At 40.8% G+C, this 14,625-nt stretch carries 10 protein-coding genes; 7 read left to right on the top strand and 3 right to left on the bottom strand.

Going from position 1 to position 14,625, the window contains the following annotated elements; genetic code table 11:
• Positions 1-864 precede the first annotated feature (864 nt).
• From thrS to rnr, 4 genes are all read left to right on the top strand, one after another.
• On the top strand, positions 865-2,799 hold the full coding sequence (gene thrS, locus ACTQ9S_RS09915; RefSeq protein WP_440454856.1) for a threonine--tRNA ligase: 1,935 nt from the start codon (positions 865-867) through the stop codon (positions 2,797-2,799).
• 23 nt (positions 2,800-2,822) lie between these two features.
• Positions 2,823-3,326, top strand: coding sequence for a translation initiation factor IF-3 (gene infC / locus ACTQ9S_RS09910; RefSeq protein WP_068038635.1), 504 nt, complete (start codon positions 2,823-2,825; stop codon positions 3,324-3,326).
• A 335-nt stretch (positions 3,327-3,661) separates the two neighbouring features.
• Positions 3,662-4,906, top strand: coding sequence for a toxic anion resistance protein (locus ACTQ9S_RS09905; protein ID WP_068038638.1), 1,245 nt, complete (start codon positions 3,662-3,664; stop codon positions 4,904-4,906).
• A gap of 125 nt (positions 4,907-5,031) precedes the next feature.
• Positions 5,032-7,299, top strand: coding sequence for a ribonuclease R (rnr, locus tag ACTQ9S_RS09900; RefSeq protein ID WP_068038641.1), 2,268 nt, complete (start codon positions 5,032-5,034; stop codon positions 7,297-7,299).
• Positions 7,300-7,385: 86 nt separating this feature from the next.
• Here the strand turns inward: rnr and ACTQ9S_RS09895 are convergent, their stop codons facing one another.
• From ACTQ9S_RS09895 to hisA, 3 genes are all read right to left on the bottom strand, one after another.
• Positions 7,386-7,673 carry a hypothetical protein gene (locus ACTQ9S_RS09895; protein ID WP_227514082.1) on the bottom strand — a complete coding sequence of 96 codons (288 nt, stop codon included), beginning with the start codon at positions 7,671-7,673 and terminating at the stop codon, positions 7,386-7,388.
• An 87-nt stretch (positions 7,674-7,760) separates the two neighbouring features.
• Positions 7,761-9,422: a mechanosensitive ion channel domain-containing protein gene (locus tag ACTQ9S_RS09890; RefSeq protein WP_440454855.1), complete on the bottom strand. Its 1,662-nt coding sequence runs from the start codon at positions 9,420-9,422 to the stop codon at positions 7,761-7,763.
• 71 nt (positions 9,423-9,493) lie between these two features.
• Complete coding sequence (hisA, locus tag ACTQ9S_RS09885) at positions 9,494-10,231, bottom strand: 1-(5-phosphoribosyl)-5-[(5-phosphoribosylamino)methylideneamino]imidazole-4-carboxamide isomerase (RefSeq protein ID WP_068038650.1); 738 nt, start codon at positions 10,229-10,231, stop codon at positions 9,494-9,496.
• Positions 10,232-11,147: 916 nt separating this feature from the next.
• Here hisA and ACTQ9S_RS09880 point away from each other — a divergent pair.
• The 3 genes from ACTQ9S_RS09880 to ACTQ9S_RS09870 are packed head-to-tail and all read left to right on the top strand — an operon-like array spanning position 11,148 to position 14,624.
• Complete coding sequence (locus ACTQ9S_RS09880) at positions 11,148-12,500, top strand: Na(+)-translocating NADH-quinone reductase subunit A (RefSeq protein ID WP_068329857.1); 1,353 nt, start codon at positions 11,148-11,150, stop codon at positions 12,498-12,500.
• A gap of 5 nt (positions 12,501-12,505) precedes the next feature.
• Positions 12,506-13,741, top strand: coding sequence for an NADH:ubiquinone reductase (Na(+)-transporting) subunit B (locus ACTQ9S_RS09875; RefSeq protein ID WP_068038656.1), 1,236 nt, complete (start codon positions 12,506-12,508; stop codon positions 13,739-13,741).
• Positions 13,722-14,624, top strand: a complete 903-nt coding sequence (locus ACTQ9S_RS09870; protein ID WP_440454854.1) for a Na(+)-translocating NADH-quinone reductase subunit C — start codon at positions 13,722-13,724, stop codon at positions 14,622-14,624. The genes ACTQ9S_RS09875 and ACTQ9S_RS09870 overlap by 20 nt, the downstream gene beginning before the upstream one ends.
• Position 14,625 lies beyond the last annotated feature (1 nt).

The raw sequence follows: 14,625 nt of genomic DNA, 5'->3' as shown, positions 1-14,625 counted from the left end.
AAGTTCTTCAGTAAGATAGTCGCTTCGTTAGTAGTAAACCTTCTTACTAATTTCGCTGCTATTCCCTTGCTGTGGGGCGTATTATAGACAGTTTGAGCTGGGTGTCAACCGCTTTCTCTAAGCTTTTTAGATTAATTCTAGGAAATATAAAATAACAGATATTTTTCAACAGGTTACAATGAAAGGTATTTTCTAATTCCTGTATAATATACTAAGAATCGCTATTTAGATCTAGGTAGACTACTAGATCATACGGTTTGGAGTACTTTTATAATTCCTATGACCTATTATCTTTAACTTTTTTGATATGCATCTTTCTTTAGCCTGTATCGACTTATCTATCGACACTATTGATATTATAGACAGTGACTATATATAGATGCTGCTTATAATAGAAGTAGAACTATATATAGTGAGAAGTAAGAGACATAGGTAGTTTATAAATGCATAGGTTATTCGATTAGCCTTATCTTATAATATAGCCATTATCTGTTTGTCATGTGTTCAACAATATCTTTATTAGATATTATATTTCCTATAGTCTACGTGAATTACCTCTCTAACCCTTGCCGCCTAGTGTTTATAGATGGTTTTTGTTATAGTAGTTGCCCTAATGGCATTACTTGTCTTGCACTGTCAGTTAACCGTATTTAAAGGGCATGTTGCTGCGTTTTTTTATGTATTAGCTGTATTAGTAGGTTGGATAAACAACCAAACAGCTGTATATGAGCTAAACGTGTTCGAATAATGCCTGTATCTCTTAACGTATCACGTTTAACGTATATAATTTATGTGGTCTCACGGTCATATGATTGATAGTTGCAATCATCACTGCCAACGGACTCAAAAACAGGTGAATAGATTATGGTAGCGATTACTTTACCCGATGGAAGCGTCAAAAACTTCGAAGGCAATACTACAGTCATGGAAGTGGCACAAAGCATTGGGGCGGGTCTTGCTAAGGCCACGGTCGCTGGACGTGTAGATGGTCATCTAGTTGATGCTTACGATCCTATCGTCTTTGATGCTAAGGTTGAGATTATTACCCCAAAAGACGATGACGGTGTCGATATTATTCGTCATTCATGTGCTCACTTGTTAGGTCACGCTGTTAAACAGCTCTACCCTGACGTTAAAATGGTCATTGGCCCTGTCATAGATGATGGTTTTTATTATGATATCTATAGTGAGACGCCGTTTACACCTGAGCATATGGAAAAAATTGAAAAACGCATGATGGAGCTTATTAAGCAAGATTATGATGTCATCAAGAAAATAACGCCACGTGCTGAAGTAATAAAGATATTCGAAGAACGTGGTGAGGATTATAAGCTCAAATTAATTAATGATATGCCAGGTGAAGAAGCCTTTGGCTTGTATCATCATCAAGAGTATGTGGATATGTGTCGTGGTCCTCACGTACCTAATACACGTTTTTTAAAAGTATTTAAACTGACTAAAATGTCAGGTGCCTATTGGCGCGGTGATGCTAAGAATGAACAGCTACAACGTATTTATGGTACTGCTTGGGCAGACAAAAAACAGCTAAAAGCATATATCCAACGTATCGAAGAAGCAGAAAAACGTGACCATCGTAAGATCGGTAAAGCGTTAAATCTATTTCATATGCAAGAACAAGCCCCAGGCATGGTATTTTGGCATGCTAATGGATGGACGATTTATCAAGTACTTGAGCAATATATGCGTAAGGTACAATATGATAACGGCTATGAAGAAATCAAAACGCCGCAAATCGTTGATCGTAGTTTATGGGAGCGTTCTGGACATTGGGGCAACTATGCGACCAACATGTTTACTACGTCGAGTGAAAACCGTGATTATGCGGTAAAACCGATGAACTGTCCGTGTCACGTACAAGTATTTAACCAAGGCTTAAAGTCTTATCGTGACCTGCCATTACGTATGGCTGAGTTTGGCTCATGTCACCGTAACGAACCATCAGGCTCACTACATGGTTTGATGCGCGTACGCGGCTTTACACAAGATGATGCGCATATCTTCTGTACCCAAGCACAAATTCAGCAAGAAGTGGCAGACTTTATTAAGCTAACCCTTGCTGTTTATGAAGATTTTGGTTTTGATAATATCATTATGAAGCTTTCAACTCGTCCTGAAAAACGGGTTGGTAGCGATGAGTCATGGGACTTCGCTGAAAAAGCCTTAGCTGATGCTCTTGATAGCTCAGGTCTTGACTGGGATTATCTACCGGGCGAAGGGGCATTTTATGGTCCTAAGATTGAATTTAGTCTTAAAGATAGTTTAGGTCGCGTATGGCAGTGCGGTACTATTCAGGTCGATCCTAATATGCCTGAACGTCTCGATGCTGAATTTGTTAATGAGCAAAATGAGCGCGAAGTACCTATTATGTTGCACCGTGCAATCTTAGGTTCGTTTGAGCGCTTTATTGGTATACTTATCGAAAACTACGCTGGATGGATGCCTGTTTGGCTTGCTCCGCAACAAGTAGTTGTTATGAATATTACCGATAAACAGGCAGAAAGTTGTAAAAATGTCGTTAATGAGCTAAAAAATGCAGGTTTACGTGCAGTTAGCGACTTGCGTAACGAAAAGATTGGATTTAAGATACGAGAGAAAACATTAGAACGTATTCCCTATATGCTAGTATTAGGGGATAAAGAAGTTGAATCAGGCAGCGTCAATGTCCGAACCCGCGAAGGTGAAAACCTAGGCGTGATGACTGTCCCTGAATTCATCAAATTAGTACAGACTGCCGTTGCCGAAAAAGGCCGTCAGAATCAAAAAACAGATCAGGAGTAATACCTATTAAACAGTCAAACCGTCTGAACACCAATGAAGATATCAGTGTTAAGGAAGTTCGTCTTGTCAGAGAAGACGGCGAACAAATGGGCGTGGTCGATATCGATACCGCTATGAAAGCGGCACGTGATGAAAATCTAGACTTAGTTGAATTAGTGCCGGATGCCAAGCCGCCAGTATGTAAGATCATGGATTATAAGCATTTCCTTTATGATCAGAAGCAAAAAGCGAAAGAGGCCAAGAAAAACCAAAAGCAAACTCAGCTTAAAGAGATGAAACTGCGTCCTAGTACTGAAGAAGCTGATTATCAGGTAAAACTGAAAAAAATCGTTAGCTTTTTGGAAGACCAAGACAAAGTTAAAGTTAGTATTCGCTTTCGTGGTCGCGAAATGGCGCATCAAGACATTGGTCGTAAGCAACTTGAACGTATCATTGAAGATACTGCCGATATCTCAAACGTCGAACAACATCCAAAAATGGAAGGTCGACAAATGGGTATGCTGCTTGGGCCTACCAAGAAAAGATAATTGGACAGCGAATATTTAAGCTTGCCATATTTACTTGTCTTTATTTTTGACCATCAATATGCTGCGGGATATTGATGGTTTTTTACTATTGTTTGTCATAAATTTATTATTCTAATTACCACATAGTTTTACAAAATCAGCCTTCACGACTCTTTGGTTACACGGTAATCTTAAAATCTATTCCGCATTTTCTATTAACAACAACTTAATAACTATAATTCAATTAATAGACTCTCAGCTCCTATAATTGCTGTTTGAATTAGAATAATGGACAATAATCAAAATTATTTAGTAATCCAAAATATTTGATCTATTACTTATCTATAGGAAAACTTATGCAAGAACTAACACCTCCAGAAAATACGAATACGCCAAGTATCTCTCTGACTCCTCCAGCTCCTGTAAAAGAAATAGAAAAAAGTGAAGCAGATCAGATGGTTAAATTGGATGAGAGCCAAATTCCAGAGCTTGATGCCAAAGTCGATGCTTTCGTTGATCATGTCATTACCAACCCAGTGCATGGTCCTGACTTTCAGCAAAACTTGCAATCCATTCATAACTTGGGCACTAAGGAAATCCGTGAATCTGCACAAGTATCTAATCGGATGCTGGAACTTCCTGCCAAGAGTATCAACGATAGCTTGTTTGATAACTCACCGATTGCCAAATCTCTTACTGAATTACGCGGTATTGTAGAAGATTTGGATCCGAGTAAAAAAGAGCTGACCAGCTCACGCAAACTATTCGGTCTCATTCCATTTGGCAATAAAGTACAAGATTATTTCCGCCAATATGAATCGGCGCAATCACATATCAATGCAGTGGTGACCAGTCTATACAATGGTAAAGACGAGCTACTCAAAGACAATGCCATGATTGAGCAAGAAAAAGTCAATATGTGGGATTTGATGCAATCTATTCGTCAGTATATCTATGTTGGTAAAAAGATTGACGAACAGTTAGAGCAGAAGGTCTATGCTCTAGAAGCTACTGACCCTGAAAAAGCACGTATCATTAAAGAAGAAATGCTATTTTATGTACGCCAAAAAAATACTGATTTTTTGACTCAGCTGGCTGTTAACGTACAAGGCTATTTAGCGTTAGATACCATTCGCAAAAATAACTTAGAGCTTATTAAAGGGGTTGATCGCGCTACCACTACTACCATTTCGGCATTGCGTACTGCAGTAGTCGTTGCACAAGCTATGACAAATCAAAAGCTAGTCCTAGATCAAATTACAGCGTTAAATAAAACGACTAGTAGTCTGATTGAGTCTACCTCAGCTATGCTTAAACGCCAATCTGGTGAAATTCATGAACAAGCGACCAGTAGCACTATTGAGCTTGATAAACTACAAAATGCTTTCAATAATGTCTACGATACGATGGATATGATTAGTAATTATAAAATTGAAGCACTAGAAAATATGAAGCAAACCGTTAATACTTTGACAACTGAAGTGGATAAAGCGCAAAAATACTTGGACAAATCTAACCAAACCACTGTGCTTGAAGTTTCAAAAGAAATAGATAGTAAAAAGATTACAAACAAATCTGGTGCTACTGATATCGATATTTGATACAGCAGTTTGTCCAGTAAAAGCATGCTGTCAAATACACATAACATCATTGACGCAAGATATTAATCTGTTGTTCGTGTTAAGATAGCCATTATTAATAATTTTAAAAATAGATACGGTAATTTATGAGTTGGAATGATCCAAACGCCTCAAGCGAGGCACAAAAATACGATAATCCTATCCCTAGTCGTGAGCTGATATTACACACGATCGCTGAACACGGTGAAGCGACACATCAGCAGCTGGCAAAAGCTTTCGATATCAATGATCCTGATCAATTTGATGCGTTGGGTAATCGTCTAAAAGCAATGGCTCGTGATGGCCAAGTTAACCGCGAAGGGCGTCCTTATCGCTTTCGTACAGTCACGCAGCAAGATGTTGTCACTGGTACAGTATCTGCTCACCCAAAAGGTTTTGGCTTTGTCGTGTTGGCAGATATGCCAGATTTGTTCTTGCACGAAAAGCAAATGCGTTGGGTGTTCAACGGTGATACGGTCAATGCTATTGGTACGTCGACAGACAACCGTGGTCGTACTGAGGGCCGTATTGTTGATGTAACCGAACGTCATCAAAACCATTTTATCGGTACGCTTGCTCGTGATGAAGATGGCTACTGTGTTGAGCTTGGCAGTCCTAACAATCATCAGCCGATTACAGTCACCGAAGATAACATACAAGAGTTAGGTGCTAAGAAAGGCGATCCGGTTAAAGTTGATGTCATTGACTGGCCTAATCAGCATGAGTTTGCTACTGGTAAGATCACCGAAGTACTTAGCGATGATAATGATCGTGAGCTGATCATTGAGACGACCCTACTTAATTACGATATTCCGTCTGAATTTAGCGAAGCGGCACTTAAGCAGGCTAATGATTACCGAGAGCCTAGTAAAAAAGACTTAAAGGGTCGTACCGACTTACGTGATTTGCCGTTAGTAACTATTGATGGTGAAGATGCGCGTGACTTTGATGATGCCGTGTTCGCTGAAAAACGCTCTGGCGGTAACTATCGAGTACTGGTCGCTATTGCTGATGTTAGCCATTATGTGACGCCAAACTCTCCACTTGATCAAGATGCTTATGAACGTGGTACCTCAGTTTATTTCCCGCATCGCGTCATCCCAATGTTGCCTGAAGTACTGTCGAACGGTTTGTGTTCGCTTAACCCTTCAGTTGATCGCTTATGTATGGTTGCCGATATCAAAATATCGCGTGCTGGCAAGGTGACAGGTTACGAATTCTATCCTGGGGTCATGCATTCACAAGCACGTTTAACTTATAATCAAGTAAACGATTATTTTGCCAATCCAAAAGATGACAGCATTCCAAAATCATTGACAGATAATAAAGATGTCAAAAAATCTGTCGATACGCTACATCAGTTATATGACTTGCTCATTAAAAAGCGCGAAGAACGTCATGCGATGGAATTTGAAACTGTTGAGACTTATATTAAGTTTAATGAGAAAGGCGGTATCGCGGCTATCTTGCCACGTACTCGTGGCGATGCTCATAAGCTCATCGAAGAGTGCATGTTACTTGCCAATACCTGTGCGGCAAACTTTGCATTGAAAAACGAGCTACCTGTACTATATCGTAATCACGATAAGCCTGATGGCGAAAAATCAATGCGTGTTCATGAATACGCAAAAAACTTTGGTTTAAGCTTTCCAGAAGAAAGCCCAACGCAAGCGGATTATCAACGCATTATTGAAGCCACGAAAGATCGTCCTGATGCGGTTAGTATCCACAGCATGTTACTACGCTCGATGATGCAGGCCAACTACGCACCTGATAACATCGGTCACTTTGGTTTGGCATATGATGAATATAGCCATTTCACTTCACCGATTCGCCGCTATCCTGACTTGATGCTACATCGTGCCATTAAAGCGAAAGTAACTAATAGTCAGCATCCCGTCATGGACTTCTCTCTTGATGGTGCAGGTACGCAGACTTCAGATACCGAACGCCGTGCTGAAAAGGCTTCACGTTTTGTAGAATCTTGGCTTAAATGTCATTACATGAAAGATCATGTAGGCGAAGAATTTGATGGTGTCGTTACTACAGTGACTAGCTTTGGCCTATTTGTGACGTTGACTGATCTATATATCGATGGTCTAGTACATATCTCAAATGTCGGTGATGATTTCTTTGTCTATGATGAACAGCAGCAGCAGCTTATCGGCAAAGACAAAGGCACTTTGTTTGGACTTGGTGATTTGGTCAAAGTAAAAGTCGCTGGTGTCAATATGGATTTGCTCCAAATTGACTTTGATTTAAAAGCCAAGTTGCAATCTAGTGAGATGAATCAAACAAAGAAAGGCCAGCCTAAGAGAAGCTCAGCTAAGAAAAGCAGTAGCCGGAACAGTAAAGGTGCTAGCAAAAAGAGCTAAATTGATGTTTAAATCTTAAATCAAAAAAAAGGCTAAGGTTATCTTTAGCCTTTTTTTATGCTTCTAATTTATGTGCTTCTAGTGAACTACTGAGTATTGATCACCTGATCTAAGCGTTCTTGGTCGGCTTTCTGTGCTTGGTTTATTTGGCTAGTCGCATTATCCATGATAGCTTTAGGCTGTTTCCCCAAAGGCTGGCTTGCTACATCTACTGAATGGTTGGTATCTTGATGAGGAACAACCGTGGTGGTCGACGTAGGCGTGACACTGTTTGCCACTACTGCTCTATTCTGTTCATGGCGATTACCATTGATGATATTGAAACCTAGTAAAATGACAATACCTATCAGTGCTAGGATAATTAAATGTTTCATCTGCATGACTTACTTCTCGTGATATTGCTAAGTTTGTCATCTTACAATGCATTTATTATGCCTAACTTTTATACCTTACGATAAAGATCATTCTTGTGGACTATTTTTGTCTAATAAATCCGTTTCATTAGAACTTTCCGCAATTTCTTGTTCAACTTTTTCCATCAGTTTTTCATCAGGACGAGCATCAAACACGTCATCAGCATTATCTCCATTCAGGATTTGCTTAGCGCGCGCCTTAGCCTGTTTTTTATCTTTATCATCTGCTGGATTTTCACTACTCTGCTCATTCTCTGGTACAGAAGTCATAGACGTCACAGTCAGCTCAGAACTGTCTATACCTTTACCATTTTGCATGTGCTCAAATGCTTTTTCTAATTTATTATTAAAACGTATTCGATAAATAGGTTCAGGTAGGCTGAAGCCTTGGTTTTCTAGAGCATGCTTAGTTTCACGAATAGCAATACTACGTGCTTTAGCAAAGTCAGTCTCTGACTGATCCACCCAAACTTGAAACTCAAGAACGATGTTAGAATCACCAACATGAGTGATGACAGCGATAGCTTTAGGTTTGTCTAAGACAAAACTTAATGTGCTTATCGCGTCTAGTCCAACTTTAATTGCCGCTAATGGATCATCATTGGCATCAACACCTAGTTCGAAGGTAAAACGGCGCTCAGGATTTTTAGTATAGTTTAAAATAATTCCTTTAAAAACTTCGGCATTCGGAATACGTAACTGATTACCGTCTAACGTCATTAGAATAGTTGCCCGTGAGGTCAAGCGCACTACAATACCCTCATGCTCGTTGATTTTTACTTGATCACGAGCACGAAATGGCTGACGAATACTTAGCATGAGAGAGGCAATATAATTCTCAATAGAATCCTTTACTGCGAAACCAACAGCAATACCAATCACCCCTGCACCGCCAAGTAGCGTGCCTAAAATAGTCTCTGCACCTATCAAGCTCAACGCCAAAATTAGACCAAAAACAATAAAAATCACTTTAATCGTTTGGGATAACAGTTCGGCTACAAAGGGATTGGGAGTCAAACGCTGCCATATTCCTTGACGTTTGGACAACCAACTGCCAAACCAAGCCACAATGCCAAATATAACAATGCCTACCAATAATAACGGTAAAGCTTTGACTAAATTTGTACCTTGAGTTTTGAGGCCTTGATATACTGTTGAAACATTATCTTGTACATCGAGCGTACGATTAATCTTATCTTCAACCGTCACTACATCCGTTAAGCGATTGGTAAGGTTAATCGCTTGCTGGGCTTTTTTCTCGTTCGGGGTTTCCCCTGTTAAAGTGACAACACCTTGGGTAACACTGACATTGACTGTCTGTAAGCCATCAATCTCGGAGAAAATACCGCTAATACGCTGACGAATGTCATTGTCTTTTTGCGGGGTAGGTGTGGTTTCAATTTGAGCATTATTGGTGCTCTCACCACTAATAACTGGCGGTGCCTCTATCGGCGTTGGTGCAGTAGGTAACGCGCTACCACCATCTTCTATGCTCTCTAACACGTTACTTTCTGGTTTAGGCGCTGTAGCAGGTTCTTCTTCTGCGCTTATAGAAGTATTGCTATCTACATTTGATACTGCTGCAATGCTTTCCAACTCTTCACCAACGGCATGAGCAGGCAAGCCATAAAAAATAATAATTGATAATAATAGCCGACCTAGGACTTGCAAATATTTATGTATAGATAGATGGTCAAAAAAAGCTATCATAAGTATCCTTTATTAATGTATCAACTATAATTGCCTATATGATAAACATAGGCAACTATATTAATAGACTATCAACTGTCTAGATAACTTTGAGCCTCGCCAAGATCTAGTGTACCTTCATAAATGGCGCGCCCTGTAATGATACCTTCAATACAATCACCATAAGGCTTTAACAGTTTAATATCTTGCATATCAGTGACACCGCCTGAAGCGATCACTGGCAAACCACCCTCACGTGCCAAATTGACCGTTTGCTCAACATTGACGCCTTGCATCATGCCATCACGAGCTATATCGGTATAGACGATTGACGATACACCAACATCAGCAAAACGTTTGGCAAGCTCAGTTGCTTTAGTATCGGTGACATTTGCCCAGCCATGAGTGGCTACCATACCGTCTTTGGCATCAATACCAACGATAATGTGTCCTGCAAACTCGCGACAAGCCTCAGTAACGAAATCAGGATCTTCAACCGCTTTTGTACCGATAATAATATGAGTAAGGCCTGCAGTGATATATTGCTCAATAGTATGCAGATTGCGTACCCCGCCGCCTAATTGAATAGGTAGCTTGGGATAAGCTTTAGCAATATCATGAACCACGCGCTTATGTACGGGTACACCATCAAATGCGCCGTTAAGGTCAACCAAATGCAGACGCCTTGCTCCCTCTTTAACCCAGCGACCTGCTACCGCTACGGGGTCATCAGAAAATACCGTATCATCCTCCATACGGCCTTGTTTTAAGCGTACACATTTGCCATCTTTGAGATCGATAGCTGGAATAATCACAGGCGCAGCACACATACAGCATTCCTTATAAAAATATTTTATTAAAAAAAGTAAAACAGAAACAACAATAATTGAAAAATGTTAAGAAAATAATATAAAGTATGCACTTAACTGAATATTTATATTCAACAGATTAGATACAACTTAAGTTTGTGTTTTTAGTTAGAATTCTAGTCGTCGTTTGGCTAAAATTAATTATTGATAACTATAAGTTTCAGCCTTTAAATTCGGCACTACAATTAGATAAATTCAATTACTAACTGGCAATTTTAGGTTAATTTAGCGTATAATCCTAGGTAAATTTGTATTTGTTTCTATATCTTAGCCACGCATGACGAGCATCTACAGATAGCTTGATAATGTTCGACTATAAAGGTATGACAAAGTACAGACAACAAATCGGTGAAATGTTGACCATAACCTTGTCTGTTATTCCGATAAACCAGTAACGAGTAGATTGGCATGGTTTGAAGTTGTATGCTAATCGTTTAATTGGTTTGTTTTTGATCAGATTATCATATATTGAGTCTAACGGTCTTGTGACCATCCTAGAACTCATCTATATGATACTAGTATTACAATGTTTCAAATTTTAATAAAACGCATGGTAAGCCTATCTTTGAATTAAAGTGCTCACTCTAAGCGACTAGCTTTGGAGGTTTACTTTAATTTGATAGATTTATCATGCATCTTGGTAGCCGGTCGCCATATTGGTAATTCGAATAAGACGTTAACGTGTTGTTAAGGAGTCTAAGGTCAGCGTTAATACTCTTACTTGCAGTAATACTTAAGCTTTACGTTTAAGGCGTTCAATCACAGCTTTGCTTTAGGGCTGCTGATTGATAGCTTTTAATTAAGCTTTTGCTAATACTGCCGTCGTACCAAACAGGACGTCTGGTATCGTTTTAGACTATGGACTAAGTTTTCGCTTATGATTACCATCAAGAAAGGTTTGGATTTGCCCATCACAGGTGAGCCCTCCCGCGAGATATCAGAGCACAGACCAGCACATGTGGCACTCGTTGGTTACGATTACGTAGGTATGAAGCCTACGATGAATGTCACAGAAGGTGACATCGTAGCTAAGGGTCAACCCGTTTTTGAAGACAAAAAACGAGTGGGCGTTATTTATACTGCCCCTGCTGCTGGTAAAGTCATCGCCATTAAACGTGGCGAACGTCGTGTCTTTGAAAGTCTTGTAATTGAGGTTGACCCAAACGGTGAAGAAGTAGAGTTTCAGCGCTATGACTCCCAGCAACTTGCTGACTTAGACTCTGAAGCTGTTGAAACTCAATTGCTTGCTTCTGGTGAATGGACTGCATTTCGCACGCGTCCTTATAGCCGCGCGCCTGATATCGGCGCTCGTCCGCATGCTATCTTTGTCACCGCTATGGATACCAATCCACTAGCGTTTGACCCGATGCTGCTGATTAATGAACAAACACAAGCGTTCAATGACGGCCTTGCTGTTTTATCAACGCTGAGTCCTAAGACTTTCGTTTGTCATCATTCTGAAGCCAATATAGCACCAGTGCCACATACGGCGACAAACAATGTTACTGAGTATCATAGCTTTGCGGGTAAACATCCAGCAGGTCTTGCTGGTACGCATATTCACTTTTTGCATCCAATTAGTCGCGGTGTGACCGTCTGGACGATTGGCTACCAAGATGTGATTGCTATTGGCAAACTCTTTACCACTGGTCGTTTATATACGCGCCGTCTGCTAAGCTTAGCTGGCCCTGCGGTCAAATCCCCGCATTTAGTGGCAACTGAGCGCGGTGCCGATATTACAGTATTGACGAAAGGTCAATTGGCTGCTGGCGAGAACCGTATTATTTCAGGCTCAGTACTGTCTGGTCGCAGGTTGTTTACTAATGTGGCCTACCTTGGTCGTTTTCACAATCAGATCAGTGTGTTATCTGAGGGTCGTGAGCGCCCAGCGTTTCACTTCTTTAGTCCGGGTGCAAATCGCTTCTCTAAACTTCCTATTTATATTTCGCAATTTTTTGGTGGCAAGAAGTATAACTTTACCACGACGAGCAATGGCTCACCGCGAGCAATGGTACCTATCGGGGTTTATGAAGAGGTCATGCCGCAAGATTATCTGCCGACCCAGCTATTACGTGCTTTAATCGTTGAAGATATTATCACTGCGGTTGATTTAGGCGTACTTGAACTAGACGAAGAAGATTTAGCATTATGCACCTTCGTATCTCCTGGCAAATATGAATTCGGTGATATTTTGCGTGATAACTTAACGCGCATTGAGCTGGAGGGCTAACCACGATGAAATTTTTACACAATATGTTCGATCGTATGGAGCCGTCTTTCACCAAAGGTGGCAAACACGAAAAGTACTACGCTATCTTTGAGATGTTTGATACGTTTTTACGTCAACCAGGCTCAACAACTTATGCCTCATCACACGTACGTGACGGTATTGACCTGAAGCGCATTATGATTACCGTATGGCTATGTACCTTCCCAGCAATGTTTTGGGGTATGTACAACGTCGGTCATCAAGCGTTAACCGCCATCGCTCAATTGGGTTTGCAACCTGAGGGCTGGCGTACCATAATCACTGGCATGGCTGGCTATAATCCAGATAGTATCTGGGCAAGCTTAGTCTACGGGGCAATGCAATTTTTACCGATTTATATCGTCACCTTTGGTGTTGGTATTCTCTGTGAGATTATATTTGCCGTAGTGCGTGGGCATGAAGTAAACGAAGGTTTCTTTGTGACCTCAGTACTGTATGCACTGATTTTGCCACCAGATATTCCATTATGGCAAGTTGCTTTAGGTATCATCTTCGGTGTAGTCGTTGCTAAAGAAGTTTTCGGCGGTACTGGTAAAAACTTCCTTAACCCTGCTCTATCAGGTCGTGCGTTTTTATACTTCGCTTATCCAGCCTATATGTCTGGTGACTCAATATGGACAGCAGTCGATGGTTTCTCTGGTGCAACGCCGCTTGGCCTTGCAGCACTTGGTGTGACTCCTCAGGACTTCGTTGATGTCTATGGCAATGCGATCACTTGGGGTGATGCGTTTTTAGGTAATATGCAAGGCAGCATCGGTGAAGTATCTACGCTTGCAATTTTGATGGGTGCGGCCGTTCTACTTTGGACACGCATCGCATCATGGCGCATTATGGCAGGCTGTGTGGTTGGTCTTATTGCCACCTCTCTTGTCTTTAATATGATTGGCTCTGAAGACAATCTGATGATGAACCTACCATTTTATTGGCATCTAGTTATTGGTGGCTTTGCTTTTGGTGCTGTCTTTATGGCAACTGATCCAGTTTCAGCTGCACATACTAATAACGGCCGCTGGGCTTATGGTATTTTGATTGGCTTTATGACGGTACTGATTCGAGTAGTCAATCCAGCCTTCCCAGAAGGCATCATGCTGGCCATTCTATTTGCTAACTTATTTGCTCCATTGTTTGATTACTTTGTGACCCAAGCAAACATCAAACGCCAAACAGCTCGGAGGGTTCGTTATGTCCAAGCCCAAAAGTAATAATACAAAAACCATCAGTGTGGCATTGACGCTATGCTTGGTGTGTTCAGTATTGGTTTCAGCAGTTGCAGTTGGTCTCAAACCGGCGCAAGTTGAAAATGCACGCTTAGATCGTAATAAAAACATCCTAGTAGCAGCCGGTATGTATGATGCTGAATCTGACACCGCTGCAGACGTTGCTGAACGCTTTAAAGATTTTGAAGTCGAGATTGTTGATTTAAACAAAGGTAACTATCTCGATGATGACGCTTTGAAAGTAGCGGGTATTCCTGATCGCAATGCTTATGATGCTAGTCAAGCAACTAAGAATAAAGCTTTGAGTGAAGATCTAGGTAGCAATGATCCTGCTGGTATTGGCCGTAAGCCTAAATACGCAAAAGTCTATGTTAAAAATGATGATGCGGGTAAACCTGAAATGGTTGTGCTACCGATTCAAGGTTATGGATTATGGGGCACTATTTACGGTTTCTTAACGCTTGAAAGTGATATGAATACCATTAAAGGTATTAGCTTTTATGAGCATAAAGAAACCCCAGGTCTAGGCGCTCGTATCGAAGAGCCAGAGTGGCGCGCAAAGTGGAGCGGTATCCATTCATATGATGAAAATGGTGATGTTGCTACTGGTGTGACCAAAGCTGGTAACCCAAAAGAAAACTGGGTAGATGGTATTAGCGGTGCAACGCTTACTGGTCGCGGTGTAAGCAACATGATTCAGTTTTGGTTAGGTGAACAAGGCTATAAACCTTACCTAGATGCGCTGCGCGAAGAGAGCGGTCAAACAATTGATAAAGCTGATACACAAGCCAAATCAGATAACAAGGCAGCTCAACCTACAACCGAACTGGCAGCAGCGCTACCAGTAGCAAACGGCAAGGAGGCATAAC

Source organism: Psychrobacter sp. ASPA161_9, assembly GCF_051970275.1.
Classification (GTDB): domain Bacteria; phylum Pseudomonadota; class Gammaproteobacteria; order Pseudomonadales; family Moraxellaceae; genus Psychrobacter.
This window is presented reverse-complemented; position numbering and strand designations above follow the sequence as displayed.